We start from the raw sequence: 17,832 nt of genomic DNA, 5'->3' as shown, positions 1-17,832 counted from the left end.
GACGCGGCGGCCCGCTGCTGCGCGAGGGCGGTGCGGGCAGTGGCCTTCGGCGGGGTCAGCGTGACGGGTGCGCCGTCGAGGAGGAACCCGGGTCCCAGCGGGAAGCCCTTGCTGCGCCCGCGGCGGTCCTCGAGGTGGACGACCCGCAGGCCGCCCACCGTCTCGACTCGGGTCACGGCGCCGCACCATCCGGTCTCGACGTCCTCGACGACGAGACCCCGCTCGGCCTCGACCGCACGGCTGCGCGGTCGGCCCTTCGATCGCCAGTCCCCTGCGAGCACGTCCGCTCCATATCTGTCCGTCACAGGAGGAACGCTAGGCACATCCACCTCAGCCGCCCCACCCAACACGCCGCGGCCGCACGCGGGGCGGACCTGCCACCTCGTCGAAAGGGCCCGGTGCAGGATGGCCGAACGACTCGAAGGGCGCCGAGCACAGACCGCCGAACCGGTCACGGCTGCCGGCTCCTCGCGGTAGCGTTCTCGGGCGCGACACGCAGAGGAGGGGCATATGTCGCACGTCGTCCCTGGCGGGCCCTCGTCGGGCGGTCCGCGGTTCTGCGCGTCCTGTGGTTCGCCGTTGTCCGCCGGCAGCGCCTTCTGCCCGTCCTGCGGCACGCGGGTGACCGCGGCCGCGGCACCTCCCCGGCGGCGCTCCGGCGTCCCCTTCGCCGTCGTCGTCTCGGTCCTCGTGGCCTGTCTCGTCGCCGCGACCGCGGTCGCCGTCGCACTCTTCGGAAGGCAGTCCGGCACGGCGGCGGCCGTCACCACGGCGACGGTGTCTGCCGCGACGGCGACGCCCGCGTCGACCCCGTCGTCGACGTCCGCCCGTCCGACGTCCACGAGCCTCAGCGAGCTCTACGCCCGGGTCAACAGCGGTGTCGTGCGGATCGAGACGTCGACCTGTGACGGCGGCAGCATCGGGACGGGGTTCCTCATCGCGCCGAACCTCGTCGCCACGGTCGCCCACGTCGTCGAGGACTCGGCCGCCCTGAGCCTCACCGCGGGCGACCACGGCTCCGGGGGGACGACCTCGGGCGTCGTCGTCGGCATCGACAGCCAGGCGGATCTCGCCCTCATCCGCACGAGCCGGAGCCTGGACGGTCACGTGTTCACGATCGCGGCGCACGATCCCGCAGTCGGTCAGCAGGTCGGTGCGATCGGGTTCCCCGAGGGGGAGCCGATGACCCTGACGACCGGGATCGTCTCGGGTCTGGACCGGACCGTCTCCATCGAAGGCGTGGACCGGGTCGGGCTCATCCAGACCGACGCAGCGATCAACCCGGGCAACTCCGGGGGCCCGATGATGACCGAGGACGGCCGGGTGTACGGCCTCATCGACGCCAAGCGTACGGACGCGTCAGGGATCGGGTATGCCGTGTCACCGCGGGTCGCCTCGTCCCGGTTCGCCGCGTGGCACGGGAAGACCCGGTCCGTCGTCAGCGCGGACTGCGACTTCCCCGAGGCGCCGCCGAACCTCGCCGGCGGAGACCTCACCCCACCTGGCTCCGACCCCCGTGCGGACGCGGTCGCGGACACCTTCGCGACCTACTTCCACGCGATCAACACGGCGGACTACGAGACGGCATGGCGCCAGCTGTCGCCGAAGCTGCGGGGACCGTCGTCCTCGAGCCTCGCGAGGGGTGACGCGACGTCGTTCGACACGAACGTGGTCCTTCACGACGTCTCTTTCCCCACCTCGACGACCGCCCGTGCCCACGTGTCCTTCACGAGTCTCCAGTCCTCGGACAAGGGACCCGATGGTGATGTATGCGACGTGTGGGACCTCGACTACACTCTCGCCGAGCACGGCGGTGCCTGGCTCATCGACACCGTCCGCGGCCACGGAGGGGGCGCCACGCACGCGACGTGCTGACGCCTGCCCCGCCCCAACCTCTCGGCAGATGCGGGGTTGTCGTCGTTCCGCCAGCGGGGCCACCACGACAACCCCGCACCTGCCGCGGAGCCAGCGCGGGACGGACCTGCCTCCGCACCCGGACGGAGAAGTTGCGTGGGGACGGAGCAACTCCTCCGTCCCCACGCAACTTCTCCGTCCGAGTCGGCCCGAGGCCGGGTGAACGAGCGAGGTCCGCGTCGACCCGAGGCCGGGTGAACGAGCGAGGTCCGCGTCGACCCGGGGCCGGGTGAACGGGCGAGGTCCGCGTCGACCCGGGGCCGGGTGAACGGGCGATGTCGGGGTGACGACGTAGACTGGCACTCGCGGCATACGAGTGCCAGGCCGCGGTCGAAGGGCGAGAGGGTCCCGGAGGAACGACGAGAGGGTGGTGGGGCCGATGAGCGACGAGCGTCGGATGGCGGTCCTGCGCGCCATCGTCCAGGACTTCGTCGAGACGAGCGAGCCCGTCGGGTCCCGTGCGCTCCTCGAGCGCCACAACCTCGGCGTGTCCGCCGCGACGATCCGCGGCGACATGGCCGCCCTCGAGGAGGAGGGGCTCGTCACGGCGCCGCATACGAGCGCCGGACGGATCCCGACCGATGCGGGGTACCGGCTCTTCGTCGACCGGCTGGCCTCCATCAAGCCCCTCCGCCCGGCCGAGCGGGCCGCCATCGCCGAGTTCCTCCGGACCGCCGTCGACCTCGACGACGTCGTCGACCGCACGGTGCGGCTGCTCTCCTCGCTGACCCACCAGGTCGCGATGGTGCAGTACCCCTCGCTCACCCGGTCCACCGTCCGGCACGTCGAGCTCGTCCCCCTCGGCCCGACGCGCCTCATGGTCGTCCTCATCCTCAACACCGGCCGGGTCGAGCAGCGCGTCGTCGACTCACCGGTCGACCTCGCCGGGGCCGACGGGGAGGACCGCCTGGCCCGCGTCCGGTCGGCCGTCAACGCCATCGCCGTCGGGAGAGGGCTCGCCGAGGCCGCCGCCGGGCTCGAGACGCTGCCCGACCAGCTCGAGCCGGTCGACCGGGGCCTCGCCCGCACCGTCGCGACGCTCCTCGACGAGGCGCTCGTCGAGGAGCGCGAGGAGCGCGTCGTCATGGCGGGGCAGGCGAACCTCGTCCGCGGCAACGAGTTCCGGTCGGGCATCGGTGAGGTCCTCGAAGCGTTGGAACAGCATGTGATCCTCCTCAAGCTGCTCAACCAGGTCGGACCCGACGGTGGTGCCGTCGCCGTCCGGATCGGGCACGAGAACCCGTATGCCGGCCTCCACTCGACGTCGATGGTGACGACCGCGTACGGACCGGCGGACGAGACGCTCGGCGGTCTCGGCGTCGTCGGACCGACGCGGATGGACTATCCCTCGACAATGGCCGCCGTCCGGGCCGTCGCCGCCTACCTCTCGCAGGTCCTCGCCGAGTGACCTGCCCGACTCGACATCCGAAAGGCCTTCGTTGAACGACTACTACCAGGATCTCGGTGTGTCCCGGGACGCGTCGCCGGAGGAGATCAAGCGCGCCTATCGCCGCCTGGCCCGCAAGCTCCACCCGGACGTCAACCCCGGCCCGGAGGCCGAGGAGCAGTTCAAGAAGGTGTCGCAGGCCTACGACGTCCTCTCCGACGCCGAGAAGCGGCACTCCTACGACATGGGTGCCGATCCGTATGCCGGGTCCGCCGCGGGCTTCGGCCAGGGCTTCTCCTTCAGCGACATCATGGACGCCTTCTTCGGCGCGGGTGCCGGCGGCGCGTCGGCCCGTGGGCCGCGGTCCCGCGCGCAGCGCGGTCAGGACGCTCTCGTGCGGGTCGACATCGACCTCGACGACGCGGTCTTCGGGGGCGAGGCGCCGCTGACGATCGACACGGCGACGGTGTGCTCGACGTGTCACGGCGACGGTGCCCAGCCCGGCACCGGGCGACGGACCTGCGACGTATGCCACGGCCGCGGCGAGATCCAGCAGGTCCAGCGGTCCTTCCTCGGCCAGGTCATGACGACACGGCCGTGCACGGCCTGCCAGGGCTACGGCGAGACGATCACCAACCCGTGCTTCGAGTGCTCCGGCCAGGGTCGGGTCCGGACCCGGCGGACGATGACCATCAAGGTGCCCGCGGGTGTCGACACCGGCACCCGGATCCAGCTCTCCGGCGAAGGGGAGGTCGGTCCCGGAGGCGGCCCCGCGGGCGACCTCTACGTCGAGGTGAGGGTCCGGCCCCACGAGCTGTTCAGCCGGCGCGGCGACGACCTGCACGCGACCCTCGAGGTGCCGATGACCGCTGCGGCGCTCGGGACCGTCGTCGAGCTGCAGACCTTCGACGGCCCGCAGATCGTCGACGTCGCGCCCGGCACGCAGTCGGGCGAGACGCGCACGCTGCGCGCTCTCGGGGTGACCCACCTGCGGGGCGGGGGTCGTGGCGACATCGTCGTCCACATGGCCGTCACGACCCCGCGCAACCTCGACGAGGAGCAGTCGGACCTGCTGCGCCGGCTGGCGACGCTCCGCGGTGAGGAGCGGCCCGCCGGGCGTGTCTCGCCGGCCGACCACAGCCTCTTCGGCAAGCTCCGCGACGCCTTCAAGGCCCGCTGAGCGACAGGGGGAGAAGGGGTTCCGTGACGCTGCCGGTGTTCCTCGCCGAGCCGGAACTCCTTGCGAGGGCGGTCCCCAGCGCCGCCGTGGAGCTGACCGGGCCGGAGGCGCGGCACGCCGTGACGGTGCGCCGGACGGCCGTCGGGGAGCGTGTCGACCTCGTCGACGGCCGAGGGCGTCGCGTCACCGGCTCGGTGTCCGGGACCGACCGCGACCGGCTCCTCCTGCGGGTCGAGGCGGTCGTCGACGAACCGGCCCCCGAGCCCCGGTTCGTCCTCGTCCAGGCGCTCGCGAAGGGGGACCGCGACGAGCAGGCGGTCGAGGCGGCGACCGAGCTCGGCGTCGATCGGATCGTCCCCTGGCAGGCTCGGCGCAGCATCGTCCAGTGGCGTGGCGAGCGCGGCGAGCGGTCCCGGCGCAAGTGGGTCGACACCGTCGCCGCCGCGACGAAGCAGTCCCGACGCAGCCGGATGCCGGAGGTCGCGCCCCTCGTCGACCTCGAGGGGCTCGTGGGCCTCGTCGCGACGACGGTCGGCGCGGGCCCCGGCGGCGCGGCATACCTCCTCCATGAGGACGCGACGACGCCACTCGCCGGCCGGGACCTGCCACCCACCGGGGAGATCGTCCTCATCGTCGGCCCCGAGGGTGGGCTCAGCCCCGCCGAGCAGGAGGCGCTGACCGGCGCCGGCGCTCTCGCGGTGCGGCTCGGCCCGCAGGTGCTGCGGTCCTCCAGCGCCGGCCCCGCCGCCCTCGCCGTGCTCTCCGGCGCCTCACGCTGGCGCTGAGGCTCGCGCGGGCCGTCCGGTCCGAACGGACGGCGCGGTCGGTAGGGTCGCGGCATGAGCGTGACGCCAGATCCCGACTGCATCTTCTGCAAGATCATCGCCGGCGAGCTTCCCGCGACGATCGTCCACGAGTCCGAGCATGCCGTCGGCTTCCGTGATCTCGACCCCCAGGCGCCCACCCATGTCCTCGTCATCCCGCGACGCCACGCGGCCGACATCGCGACGCTGGCCGCGCAGGCACCGGAGGAGGTGGCACCCCTCTTCGCGGCGGCGGGCGCGGTCGCCGAGTCCGAGGGTCTGACGAAGGGCTACCGGATGGTGGCGAACACCGGCGCCGAGGCCCAGCAGACCGTCTTCCACGCCCACGTCCATGTCCTCGGCGGGCGCCCGATGACGTGGCCGCCCGGGTGAGGGGCGCCGGCGACCTAGAATGGTCGGCACGATGACCGAACCCGCAGACCATCAGCCCACGACCACCGGCTCCAGCCAGACGGGCGGGGCCGCACGACATACGCCGGTCCACACCGTCGTCATCCCGCCGGAGATCGCGATGGTCACCCTCCTCGGCCCGCGCGACGAGCTGTTGCGGACGATGGAGCGGCAGTTCCCCGAGACGACGATCCATGTGCGCGGCAACGAGTTCCACATCTCCGGCCCGAGCGGCGACGTCGCCCTCGTCGAGCGGACCATCGACGAGCTCCTCGCCGTCCTCGACGGCGGCCAGGCGCTGAACCGCGACGCCGTCGAGCGCTCCATCCAGATGCTCCAGGCGCAGACCGTCGAGCGCCCCGCCGACGTGCTGACGATGAACATCGTGAGCAACCGGGGCCGCACGATCCGGCCCAAGACGCTCGGCCAGAAGCACTACGTCGACGCCATCGACGAGCACACGATCGTCTTCGGGATCGGCCCCGCGGGCACCGGCAAGACCTACCTCGCGATGGCCAAGGCGGTCGCCGCGCTCCAGGCCAAGAAGGTCAACCGGATCATCCTCACGCGCCCCGCCGTCGAGGCCGGTGAGCGGCTCGGCTTCCTCCCCGGCACCCTCAACGACAAGATCGACCCCTACCTGCGGCCGCTCTACGACGCCCTCCACGACATGGTCGACCCCGAGTCGATCCCCAAGCTCATGGCGGCCGGGACCATCGAGGTCGCGCCGCTGGCCTACATGCGGGGTCGGGCCCAGCCCCTGGACGCGATGGTCCTCACCCCGGAGGGCTTCCGTGCGATCGGCGACCTCATGGTCGGTGACCTCGTCACCGGCTCCGACGGCCGGCCGACTCCGGTCATCGGGGTCTATCCCCAGGGCCGCCGACGGATCTACCGGGTGACGACCGAGGACGGCGCGTCGACGCGTGCCTGCGGCGAGCACCTCTGGACCGTGCGCACCCCGTCGGACACGCGGCGCGGCACACACCGGGTCCTGCGGACCCACGAGATGATCGGATCGCTGCGCAGGCACCGCCACCACCAGTACGAGCTTCCGGTCATGGGTCCCGCGGAGATGATCCCGCTCGACGTTCCGATGGACCCGTATGCCCTGGGCCGGCTCCTCGGCGACCGCGTCGGCAGCACGGCGCGAGCACGGCGCGCCGGCGTCGTCGACGACGGAGCGCTGGGACGACGAACGGCGGTGCAGGAACGCGTCCCCGACACCATTCCCGGCGAGTACCTCGTCAACTCGCTCGCCGTTCGGGTGGCCGTCCTGCAAGGGCTGTGCGACGGTCGCGCCGAGCCCATGCTCGGCGCGGCGGGCTCCGGGGTGGTCCGGTTCGACGCCGCCGGTATGCCGGACGGTCGCGACGACGTCGTCCACCTCGCCGGGTCCCTCGGCGGGACGGCCGACCGGGCGGACGCGGACATCCTGGACATCCGGCTCCCCGAGGGGATCGCGCCGTTCCGTCTCGCTCGCAAGGCCGCGGCATACGAGAGGACCGGGGGCGGCCGGCCGAGGCGGTTCGTCGAGAGCATCGAGCCCCTCGGCGAGGCCGAGACTGTGTGCATCCAGGTGCTGGCGGAGGACTCGCTCTACGTCACCGACGACTTCATCGTCACGCACAACACCCTCAACGACGCGTTCATCATCCTCGACGAGGCGCAGAACACCTCGCCGGAGCAGATGAAGATGTTCCTCACCCGGCTCGGCTTCGGCTCCAAGATGGTCGTCACCGGCGACGTCACCCAGGTCGACCTGCCCGGCGGCGTCCAGAGCGGGCTGCGGATCGTCCAGGACATCCTCGACGGCATCGAGGACGTCCACTTCTCCATGCTGACGGCCCAGGACGTCGTCCGGCACCGACTCGTCGGCGACATCGTCGACGCCTACGGTCGCTGGGATGCGGCCCAGCAGGGGGGAAGGATCGCGCGTGAGCATCGACGTGCTCAACGAGACTGACGTCGAGGTCGACGAGCTCGAGCTCGTCGACTGCGCGCGGTACGTCCTGGAGCGGATGCATGTCCACCCGCAGGCCGACCTCGCCATCACGCTCGTCGACGAGCCGGCCATGGAGACCCTCCACGTGCGGTGGATGGACCTGCCCGGCCCGACCGACGTCATGAGCTTCCCCATGGACGAGCTGCGGCCGGGCACCGAGACGACGCCGAGCGATCCCGGGATGCTCGGCGACGTCGTCCTGTGCCCCACGGTCGCCGCGCGGCAGGCCGCCGAGGCCGGGCATGCGACCGAGGAGGAGCTCCTCCTCCTCACGACGCACGGGATCCTCCACCTCCTCGGCTTCGACCACGCCGAGAAGGAGGAGGAGAAGGAGATGTTCGAGCTGCAGCGCCAGCTGCTGCTCACCTTCCTCGCGGGCCGCGGTCGCGGGGCCTGAGGAGCCGCCCCGTGGCCACCACGCTCCTCACCCTCGCCGTCGTCGCGCTCGTCGTCGCCTTCCTCCTCGCCGCCGTCGAGGAGTCCCTGTGGCACGTCTCGCGCAGCCGTGCCGAGGAGATGGCGGAGGAGGGGCTGCCGGGTACGGCGGCCCTCACGCGCATCGTGAGGGACAACGCGGCATACCTCTCGGCGACGACGTTCGTCCGCGTCCTCTTCGAGTCGGCGGCGATGGTCCTCATCACCGTCGCCGTCGTCGACCTCGTGCCCGGCACGTGGAGGCAGGTTCTCGTCGCCGTGGCCCTCATGGCCGTCGTGTCCTTCGTCCTCGTCTCCGTCTCGCCGCGGACCATCGCGCGCCAGCATGTCGACGGCGTCTCCCGGCTCGGTGCTCCCGTCGTCCTGTGGCTCGGCCGCGTGCTCGGGCCGATCGCCCGTCTCCTCGTCGCCGTCGGCAACGCCGTGACGCCGGGGCAGGGATACCGCCACGGCCCGTTCCAGAGCGAGGCGGAGCTGCGCGACCTGCTCGACATCGCGGGGGAGAACGCCCTCATCGAGGCCGACGAGCGGGAGATGATCCACTCGGTCTTCGAGCTCGGCGACACGATCGCGCGCGAGGTCATGGTGCCGCGGACGGACATGGTGACCATCGACCACGAGCGGAAGGCGCGGCACGCCATGTCGCTGTTCAACCGCAGCGGGTTCTCCCGCATACCGGTCGTCGGCACGGGGTCGGACGACGTCCTCGGGATGCTGTACTTCAAGGACGTCGTCCGGCGCGTCAACGGCGACCCCGACGCGATGGGCGTCCCCGTCACCACGCTCATGCGTCCGGTCCACTTCGTCCCCGAGAGCAAGCCGGTCGACGACCTGCTCCGGGAGATGCAGCAGGAGCAGAACCACGCGGCCGTCGTCATCGACGAGTACGGCGGCACCGCAGGCCTGGTGACGATCGAGGACATCCTCGAGGAGATCGTCGGGGAGATCGCCGACGAGTACGACCGCGAGCAGCCGGAGGTCGAGGATCTCCACGACGGCCGCTACCGCGTCTCCGCGACGATGGCGATCGACGACCTCGCCGACCTCTTCGACGTCCACATCGACGAGGACGAGGTGTCGACGGTCGGTGGGCTCATCGGCAAGACGACCGGCGCGGTTCCCATCGTCGGGTCGCACTGCGAGCTGGCCGGGCTCGCGCTCGCCGCCGAGCGGATGGCGGGCCGGCGCCACCGCATCGCGACGGTCCTCGTCGAGCGGGTCGGCACCGCGCACGACGCCCCCACGGAGGACGCGGACGAGCGGGTCCACGAGGAGGCCGGCGCCGGGCCGGTCGGCAAGGAGCGGTCGTGAGCGGGATCCAGGACGGCGGGGCCGACGGGACCGACGGGTATGCCGCGGGGTTCGCCTGCCTCATCGGCCGCCCCAACGCCGGAAAGTCGACCCTGACCAACGCCCTCGTCGGCCAGAAGGTGGCCATCACCTCCTCGAAGCCGCAGACGACCCGGCACACGATCCGCGGCATCGTGACGACGGCGCAGAGCCAGCTGATCCTCGTCGACACGCCGGGCCTGCACAAGCCCCGCACCCTCCTCGGGGAGCGGCTCAACGACCTCGTCCGGGCGACCCTGCTGGAGGTCGACGTCGTCGGCTTCTGCCTACCGTCCGACCAGCGCATCGGGCCCGGCGACCAGTTCATCGCCAAGGAGCTCGCCGAGCTGCGGTCCGTGCGCCGGCGACCCGTCGTCGCGATCGCGACGAAGACCGACCTCGTGGACCGCGAGCGGCTCGCCCGGCACCTCATCGCCATCGACCGCCTCGGCTCCTTCGACGACATCGTGCCCTGCTCGGCGACCGACGGGACGCAAATCGACGTCGTCGCCTCCGTCCTCGCCTCGCACCTGCCGCCGGCGCCCGGCCCCCTCTACCCGGACGGGGTCCTCACCGACGAGCCGGAGGCCGTCATGGTCGCCGAGCTGGTCCGCGAGGCCGCTCTCGAGGGTGTGCGCGACGAGCTGCCGCACTCCCTCGCCGTCGTCGTCGAGGAGATGGTCCCTCGCGAGGGACGACCGGCCGACAACCCCCTCCTCGACGTGCGCGTCAACGTCTTCGTGGAACGGCCGTCGCAGAAGGCCATCGTCATCGGGCGAGCGGGATCCCGCCTCCGGGAGGTCGGGTCGACCGCCCGGCGCGGCATCGAGGCGCTCCTCGGGCAGAAGGTCTACCTCGACCTCCACGTCAAGGTCGCCAAGGACTGGCAGCGCGACCCGAAGCAGCTCCAGCGCCTCGGCTTCTGAGGATTTCGCCCGAAACGGTATCCCCGGCGGGGTGTCGGCGGGACCATCGAGACATCACTCAGCGACGGCGGAGGGTGGTCCGATGGCGACGGACGCGGGTGGCCTGCTCGGCCACGACGGTCTCGACCGGGTCCCGGCGGAGGAGCTCCGCCTCGCGGTGGTGCTCAACGGCGGGGTCAGCCTCGCGGTCTGGATGGGCGGAACCGTCCTCGAGATCGACCGGCTCGTCAAGGCGGGGCAACGGGGAGGCGGCCCTCCCGCATACCGGCTCATGCTCCGTCTCGCCGGGGCGACGGCGCGCTCGGACGTCATCGCCGGCACGTCGGCCGGCGGGATCAACGGCGCAGCGCTCGCCCTCGCCCAGGTCAACGGCCGCGCCCACGTGGGCACGCTCCGGGACCTGTGGATCGACCAGGGCCAGATCGAGACGCTGCTGCGGCAGCCCTTCCGGGGCGCGCCGTCCTCACTCATGCGCGGCGACGAGTACTTCCTGCCGCAGCTGAACGCGGCCCTCGGGGGGCTCGCGACGCCCCTGCAATGGCGCTCCCCGGCGGAGGCGCCCATCGACCTCACGATGGCGACGACCGTGCTCCGGGGCAACCAGCTCGTGACGACCGACGCCCTCGGGCAGAGGATGCCGCAGGAGCTGCACGCGGCACGGCTGCGCTGGAGCCGCTGGCCGATCCCCGAGACCGACGCCGGCGGCACCCCACGCCCGGACCCCTTCTCCCCGGCGCAGATCCGGCACACCGCGGCGCAGATGGCGCTCGCCGCACGGGCCTCCGCGAGCTTCCCGGTGGCCTTCGAGCCGACGTTCGTGCCGGTGGGCGAGGACCTCGCGCGGACGCCTCGGACCCTGGAGGACCAGGCGGTGCGGCCCGATCTCGACGGGGTCGTGGAGTCCTGGGGCGACCCGGCACGCACCGACCGGTCGCGGTTCACCGTCGACGGCGGCCTGCTCGCCAACACGCCGACGGCCTACGCCCTCGCGGCGATCCAGGCGATGCCGGCCTCGGGGCCGGTCCGGCGGGTCCTGCTGCTCGTCTACCCCCATGCGCCGGAGCCCGGTCTCGACCCGGCGGACTCCTACGCCGACCCGCCGACCCTCCGCGCCACGATGACCCAGGTGCTCGGCGCGCTCTCGGCGCAGGGCGGTCGGACGTTCGTCGAGGAGATCGAGGCGCACAACCGGGCGGCCTCCGGTCGGCGAGGGACGCGTGGTGACATCCTCGGCTCGGTCGCCTCCGACGACGGGCAGACCGTGGAGTCGCTCGCCGCGTGCCTCTACCCGCACTACCGGCGGCTGCGGCGATGGCGGGCCGCCCGCGACCTGGCCCAGCGCAAGCTCGAGGCGCTCAGCCTGCTCCCCGTCGAGCAGCAGAGCGTGAGCCAGCTGTGGAGCTACGAACGGATCCGGCGGGCCGCAGAGGCCGCACAGGGCTGGCTCGACGACGCGGCTGCTCGCACGTCGGGCGGTATGCCGACGCCTCCCGGACGCGGTGCGGCGCCGGCGTCCGGCGGGGACGGCGGCGTGTGGGTCGGACTGCCCTACGTCCCGCATACCCTGCCGACGCAGGAGCACCCCGACACCGGGCCCGGCTGGGGCTGGGGCGACGCGGGCGCCGAGCGCATCGCCGAGGCCGCGGGCGATGTCGTCCGCCGACTCATCTGGGTGTTGCCGCCGGGGGAGGACTTCGACACCGTGTCCGCCGCCTACGACGTCGTGTCGCGCACCGCCGTCAAGATCTCCGAGGCGCGCAGCCTCACCGACCACCGGTGGGACGCCGACCCGGTCCTCGCGACCCTGGAGCCCAACCAGTCGTACTGGGCGTTCCGCCTCGGCTGCTACTCGGTCCTCATGCTCGGCGTCGAGGGCTCGGGTCTGGAGGCCCTGGCCCGCGCGCTCGCGCAGTCCGAGGGCGGCCGGGTGCAGGCGGCGACGAGCGACGCCCAGCGCGCGAAGGCACGGCACGACGCCGTCCTCGCCGCCCTCCTCGACTGGCTGAGGGTGGTCCGCGACACGCCCGCCAGTGCCGGCGTGAGGGTGCGGGCCCTCGTCGACGAGGTCGTGGCCGAGGTGCGGAAGGTCGTCCCGATCCTCGTCCGGATGGCGGCCGGGGACGACGGCGAGGCGACGATGGTCGCCGACCGGCGCCTGTCGGTGTGGGCCGACTTCCTCGGAGCCGAGCCGACGGACCCCGCGACCCTGCTCACCCGGCTGCTCCAGCTCGAGGTCGCGACGACCGCCCTCGGCGACGAGATGTCCACAGGGGCAACGGTTCCCGTCGAGCTCGTGCAGCTGTCGGCCCAGACCCAGAACCCCTTCATGCGCTACACGCGCACGGCCGACGACAAGCTCGGTGGGATGTCGGTCATGCGGTTCGGCGGCTTCCTCAAACGGTCCTGGCGTCTCAACGACTGGATGTGGGGGCGTCTCGACGCGGCGACCGTCCTCGCCCTCACCGTCCTCCAGCCGGCCCGGATCCGACGGGCGGCGACCCTCAGCGGGTACCTGTCGTCGAGCGAGGCCGCCGGTCGCGACCCGCGGGAGCCGGCCCTCGCGACGGTCGACGACGTCGTGACGCGCCTGTTCGGGAAGGACTCGCCCGCGCTGGCGGATCCCCGGCTCGAGGAGCTGCGGACGCAGGCCGTCGAGGAGCTGACCGCCTGCTTCGACGTCGCGAACACGCCACCGGGCGACCTCGAGCCGTCGATGCCCGGCCTCGCCGGTCTGTTCGCCTGGGCGATCCATCTCGACGTCGTCCCCGAGGACACTCCGGCCCTCGTCGGGGCGATCCGCGCGGATGCGGTCGACGGGTCCAACGCCCGGTCGCACGGACAGTTCTTCCTCCAGCAGAACGACGGGCTGCTCCGACGGGTCGTCGAGCAGGTGGATCGCGCCGGTCCCCACGCCGTCGACCCGGGCGACCGGGTGCAGCTCCTCACGGCGTTCGACCGCGCCGGGGTGGGGCGCGAGCCGCTCGAGGACGAGGTGAGCAGCGACCTTCTCCTGCGGTCGGCGACGACCGCGGCCGCCGTCACGGCGACGACGCTCGACTCGCCGCGCTCCGGCCTCGGGGCGATCCGCCCGGTGACGCGGTCGGTTCGGGGAGCGATGCTCGTCGTCTTCTGGGCGATGACGGGGCTCACGTCGAAGGGAGTGCTGGCGCGCAGCCTCGCCCTCCTCGGGTTCGCCACGGGCGGCGTGCTCGTCGTCCTCTCCGTCTTCGGTGCCCTGCCCAGCGCGATCGCCGCGCCGGCCTCGGCGATCGGCGTGAGCCTCCTCCTGCTCGCCTTCGCGTGGGGCGCCCTGAGATCGGGAACGATGCTGCACGGCCTCGTCCTCCTCACGCCCGTCGTGCCGCTCGTCGCCGACGCCGTGGACCGGACGCGGACGGGGACGATGAGCGACGGGACGAGTGCCGTCCACGGCATCGTCGTCGTCGGCGGGGTCGTCGTCTTCGCGCTCGGCCTCATGCTCCTCGGCACCCTGCCCGCCGCGGTCAGCAGTCCGTATGCGAGCCTCGGGTCTCTCGCGACGAGGTTCGGCCTCCCTCCGGAGCGTCACCCGCGCGGGTCCACGGCGGCGCACCTCGCCGAGGGGATCCTCCGGCGGCTGCGCGGGATCGGCCGGTTCCTCGCCTTCGCCTGGTGGCGGCTGCTCATCGTCGCGGTGCCCATCGCCATCGGGGCGTGGGCCGCCGGGTCGGGGTGGCGGACGGTCCACGGCCACCTCCACGATCACTGGTGGTGGGTCCTCGGCGTCGCGGCGGTCATCGCCGGCGCCGGACTGCTCGTCGCGGCGTACACGGGGTTCGCCCTCCAGAGCCTCACCGAGGTCCGGGTCGACGGCGAGCCCCTCGCGTGGCGGTTCCTCAAGGTGGCGCACCCGGCCGGGGTCCAGGCCGGATGGTCGGCCGTCTACGGGGCGGTCTACCTGGCCGTGGGTGTCCTGCTCGTCGCCGACCCGTTCGGGTGGCGGAGCTCCCTGTGGGCGCTGTCCCTGTGCGCGCTGTGCCTCGTCCTCGGCGTCGTCCTGTCCCTCGTCGTGCCGGTCGTCGTCCCGCTGTGGGCCCTGTCACGGGTGCGGGCGAGCGAGTTCCGGCGGGCGGCCAGCGTGCCGCCCTTCGCCGCGTGCGCGGACGACCTCGGCCGCACCGCGAAGGAGCTGCCGGAGGTGCCCGCCGACCTCGCCTTCGTCGTCGACCTCGTCCAGCGGGACCGCGGCTACCGGTGGTGGGTCGCCTACAAGGGCGGCGACGGAGAGCTGCCGACCCTCAAGCGCCGAGGCGTCCGGCTGCTGCGGTACGTCGACGGGGCGCGTCCCTCGTCGCGATACGACGCGCCCGGGCCCGCCGGTCCGCCCGATGCGCCCGGATCCACGGGTCCTCCCGACGCGCCCGGACCCGCGGGTCAGCCCGGCGGGTCGGCGGTCACACCAGATCGATCTGCCAGTGGTGCCACGTCTGGATGACCTCCATGCCGAGCCTCTCGTAGAGGGGGAGGGCGCCGGTCCGGGAGTCCGTCGCCAGCTCGCTGACCGACGCGCCGTGGGCTCGGCCGTTCGCGAACGCGTCGGCGAGCAGCGCCTGGGCCAGACCTCGGCCGCGCTGGTCGGCCCGCGTGGCGAGCTGGTCGACGTATGCCGTGTCGCCCGCCATCAGCAGGACGCACACGCCGGCGATGGCTCCCTCGGCGTCGGTGACGACCCGCAGCTGCCACGGCTCGAACCCCTCGCGCTCCGGAACCCCCTGCAGCCAATCCTCATAGGGGTAGGGCTGCCGCTCGGGCCACTCGTCGAACGCGTCCTCGACGACCCGGTGCACGGTCGGCAGGTCGGCGGGCACGGCGACGTCGCGGATGGCATACCCCTCGGGGAGGGGACGGTCGGGAACCGTTGCGCCGGTGGGGAACCGCAGGGCCCACGACGTCCAGCCCCGCTCGTAGCCGAGGTCCTGGAAGACCTCCTCGCCGACCGAACCGGCAGGCACCGACATGCCGACCCGCGTGCCGCCGTCCGCGGCCGAGCAGGCCTGGGTCCAGCGCGCGAGCCAGCTGCCGATGCCCCGGCCGCGATGGTCGGGATGGACGACGCCGTCGGCCCGCCGCGTCCGGTAGACGTCGGACCCCGCGACGACCTCGTCGCCGAGGAGGACGCCCATGGTGTGCCGGGCGAGGTCGACGCTGGGGCGCGCCCAGTCGGCCCGGATGTCCTCGAGCTCGATGGCGACCTCGCCGAGGTCCGCCTGCTCCGCGGCGGCGTAGACGGCCCAGAAGCCCGGGGCGTCCTCGGAGGTGAACGGACGTGCGGAGTACCCCGGGGGGAGCTGCTCGGTCATGGGGAGAGTGTGGCGCCCGACGGCTCGGTGCCGCAGCCGCTTTTCCGGCGCGTCCCAGGCGCGTCCGCCGCGGGTGAGACGGAGACGGGGGAGCACGGCATACGCGCCTATCCTGGGGACCATGCGTGTCGGAGTCTTCGGTGCCACGGGCCAGGTCGGCGGGGTCATGCGGACCCTTCTCGCGGAGCGGGCGTTCCCGCTCGACGACATCCGCTTCTTCGCGTCCGCGCGGTCGGCAGGGTCGAACCTCGCGTGGGGCGACGGCGAGGTCGTCGTCGAGGACACGGCGACGGCGGACTACTCCGGCATCGACATCGCGCTGTTCTCCGCCGGCGGAGGGACGAGCAGGGACTTCGCGCCCCGCGTCGCCGCGGCCGGCGCGGTCGTCGTCGACAACAGCTCGGCGTGGCGCCGTGACCCGGAGGTCCCGCTCGTCGTGAGCGAGGTCAACGCGGGCGACCTCGACGACATCCCCAAGGGCATCGTCGCGAACCCCAACTGCACGACGATGGCCGCGATGCCGGTGCTCGCCCCGCTCCACCGGCAGGCCGGTCTCGTCCGACTCACCGTCGCCTCCTACCAGGCCGTCAGCGGCTCCGGCGGCAAGGGCGTCCAGGAGCTCGACCGGCAGCTGTCCGGAGGGTATGCCGCGGGCTCACCCGCCGACCTCGCCCTCGACGGCCGCGCGGTCGCCGTCCCCGACGCCCAGGTCTACGCCGTGCCCGTCGGCTTCAACGTCGTCCCCGTCGCCGGCTCGATCGTCGACGACGGCAGCGGCGAGACCGACGAGGAGCAGAAGCTGCGCAACGAGTCGCGCAAGATCCTCCACATCCCCGACCTTCTCGTGTCCGGGACGTGCGTCCGGGTGCCGGTCTTCACCGGGCACTCGCTCGCGATCCACGCGGAGTTCGGCTCCGACATCACGCCGGAGGAGGCCCTCGACCTCCTGAAGAACGCGCCGGGTGTCGTCGTCACCGACGTGCCGAACCCGCTCGAGGCGGCCGGCCGGGACGAGGTGTTCGTCGGGCGGGTGCGGGCCGACCAGTCCGCTCCGGCCGGGAAGGGCCTCGTCCTCTTCGTCGTCGGCGACAACCTCCGCAAGGGCGCCGCGCTCAACGCCGTCCAGATCGCCGAGGAGCTGCTGACGCGGCTCTGAGCCGTCCTCGCGCGTGGCTCCCTCCCAGCCCGGTCGGCCGTCGTCGATGCTCGTCCTCGTCAACGGCCTGCCCGGATCGGGCAAGTCGTCGGTGGCTCGTCGGTATGCCGATGCCCACCCTCCGACGTTGTGCCTCGACGTCGACGTCGTCCGGTCCCTCGTCGGCGGATGGCGTGACGACCCGTCGGGCGCGAGCGCGGTCGCCCGGAGGCTCGCGCTCGTCATGGCCCGGACACAGCTCGTCGAGGGGGCCGACGTCGTCGTCCCCCAGCTCGTCGCGCGGCTCGAGTTCGTCGAGGGGCTCGCGGAGACGGCGGACCGGGCCGGGGTCCGGTTCCTCGAGATCTTGCTCGACGTGCCTCGAGGGGTCGCGCTGGAGCGCTTCTCGGCGCGGTCGCAGTCCTCGGCGGACCCGCTCGACCGGCTCGCCGCCGAGCACCTCGCGGGAATGTCCTCGACCGCGCCGGACCCCGCCGATCCCCGCGTCGACGCAGGTTCTGCGATGCCCGCTGGAAGGCTCCGGGCGGTGGGCTCCGATGGTGGGATGGTCGCTGCGGAACCCGACCTCGTCGGGTCGGCCGCTCCCTCACCGTCCGACCGCTGGGGGACGGGGATGGCGACGTACGCCGGGCGGCTCGCCGACGCCGTGGCGGCCCGCCCCGGCACCGTCCGCATCGACGCGTCAGGTCCTCTCGACGAGGTGTACTCCTCGTTCGTCGACGTGCTCCGCGCTGCCCGCCTGAGCCGGTGAGTTCGGTCATCGTCGGGACTCTCGATACCTCCGATTCGTGAGGACGCCGTGCGGGTGGAGGTATCTGGTGACGTGGCGGTGGGGCATGGATACCTCGATTGGGGAGGACGCCGTGCGGGTGGGGGTATCTGGTGACGTTGCGGTGGGGTCTGGATACCTCGATTGGGGAGGACGCCGTGCGGGTGGAGGTATCTGG

At 72.8% G+C, this 17,832-nt stretch carries 13 protein-coding genes and 2 pseudogenes; 13 read left to right on the top strand and 2 right to left on the bottom strand.

Annotated elements, in window-relative coordinates; genetic code table 11:
- Positions 1-305 (bottom strand): DUF3097 family protein (locus BN12_RS21440; RefSeq protein WP_048556725.1); only part of this gene is annotated, 305 nt, incomplete at its 3' end.
- A 205-nt stretch (positions 306-510) separates the two neighbouring features.
- Between BN12_RS21440 and BN12_RS21435 the strand changes: the two genes are divergently transcribed.
- The 11 genes and pseudogenes from BN12_RS21435 to BN12_RS21390 all read left to right on the top strand — a co-directional run bounded on the left by BN12_RS21435 (position 511) and on the right by BN12_RS21390 (position 14,864).
- On the top strand, positions 511-1,875 hold the full coding sequence (locus BN12_RS21435) for a trypsin-like peptidase domain-containing protein (protein WP_157635610.1): 1,365 nt from the start codon (positions 511-513) through the stop codon (positions 1,873-1,875).
- A 418-nt stretch (positions 1,876-2,293) separates the two neighbouring features.
- Positions 2,294-3,322: a heat-inducible transcriptional repressor HrcA gene (gene hrcA, locus BN12_RS21430; RefSeq protein ID WP_048555593.1), complete on the top strand. Its 1,029-nt coding sequence runs from the start codon at positions 2,294-2,296 to the stop codon at positions 3,320-3,322.
- Positions 3,323-3,353: 31 nt separating this feature from the next.
- Positions 3,354-4,481: a molecular chaperone DnaJ gene (dnaJ, locus tag BN12_RS21425; RefSeq protein WP_048555592.1), complete on the top strand. Its 1,128-nt coding sequence runs from the start codon at positions 3,354-3,356 to the stop codon at positions 4,479-4,481.
- Positions 4,482-4,504: 23 nt separating this feature from the next.
- Entirely contained in the window at positions 4,505-5,266 is a 762-nt protein-coding gene (locus BN12_RS21420; protein WP_048555591.1) for a 16S rRNA (uracil(1498)-N(3))-methyltransferase, read from the top strand.
- A 54-nt stretch (positions 5,267-5,320) separates the two neighbouring features.
- The gene (locus BN12_RS21415; protein ID WP_048555590.1) at positions 5,321-5,677 is read left to right on the top strand and encodes a histidine triad nucleotide-binding protein; all 357 of its coding nucleotides are present in this window, start codon (positions 5,321-5,323) and stop codon (positions 5,675-5,677) included.
- Positions 5,678-5,708: 31 nt separating this feature from the next.
- A pseudogene (locus BN12_RS25900) lies at positions 5,709-6,482 on the top strand (PhoH family protein); the annotation flags it as partial.
- An 843-nt stretch (positions 6,483-7,325) separates the two neighbouring features.
- Positions 7,326-7,661, top strand: a pseudogene (locus tag BN12_RS25895) (PhoH family protein); the annotation flags it as partial.
- Positions 7,633-8,097, top strand: a complete 465-nt coding sequence (gene ybeY / locus BN12_RS21405; protein ID WP_048555589.1) for an rRNA maturation RNase YbeY — start codon at positions 7,633-7,635, stop codon at positions 8,095-8,097. The pseudogene BN12_RS25895 and the gene ybeY, both read left to right, overlap by 29 nt.
- Before the next feature lie 11 nt (positions 8,098-8,108).
- Positions 8,109-9,446, top strand: coding sequence for a hemolysin family protein (locus BN12_RS21400; RefSeq protein ID WP_048555588.1), 1,338 nt, complete (start codon positions 8,109-8,111; stop codon positions 9,444-9,446).
- Positions 9,443-10,390, top strand: a complete 948-nt coding sequence (era, locus tag BN12_RS21395) for a GTPase Era (RefSeq protein ID WP_048555587.1) — start codon at positions 9,443-9,445, stop codon at positions 10,388-10,390. Before BN12_RS21400 ends, era begins: the two co-directional genes overlap by 4 nt.
- 82 nt (positions 10,391-10,472) lie before the next feature.
- On the top strand, positions 10,473-14,864 hold the full coding sequence (locus BN12_RS21390) for a patatin-like protein (protein WP_048555586.1): 4,392 nt from the start codon (positions 10,473-10,475) through the stop codon (positions 14,862-14,864).
- Here the strand turns inward: BN12_RS21390 and BN12_RS21385 are convergent.
- Positions 14,824-15,729, bottom strand: coding sequence for a GNAT family N-acetyltransferase (locus BN12_RS21385; protein ID WP_048555585.1), 906 nt, complete (start codon positions 15,727-15,729; stop codon positions 14,824-14,826). The two genes, BN12_RS21390 and BN12_RS21385, sit on opposite strands and share 41 nt — an antisense overlap.
- Positions 15,730-15,850: 121 nt before the next feature.
- Between BN12_RS21385 and BN12_RS21380 the strand changes: the two genes are divergently transcribed.
- Entirely contained in the window at positions 15,851-16,885 is a 1,035-nt protein-coding gene (locus BN12_RS21380; protein WP_048555584.1) for an aspartate-semialdehyde dehydrogenase, read from the top strand.
- A gap of 13 nt (positions 16,886-16,898) precedes the next feature.
- Positions 16,899-17,636, top strand: a complete 738-nt coding sequence (locus BN12_RS25890) for an AAA family ATPase (RefSeq protein WP_053080146.1) — start codon at positions 16,899-16,901, stop codon at positions 17,634-17,636.
- Positions 17,637-17,832 lie beyond the last annotated feature (196 nt).

Origin of the sequence: Nostocoides japonicum T1-X7 (assembly GCF_001046855.1) — a bacterium.
Classification (GTDB): domain Bacteria; phylum Actinomycetota; class Actinomycetes; order Actinomycetales; family Dermatophilaceae; genus Nostocoides; species Nostocoides japonicum.
Note: the sequence above shows the minus strand (reverse complement) of the source record. Positions and strands in the feature narration are given on the sequence as shown.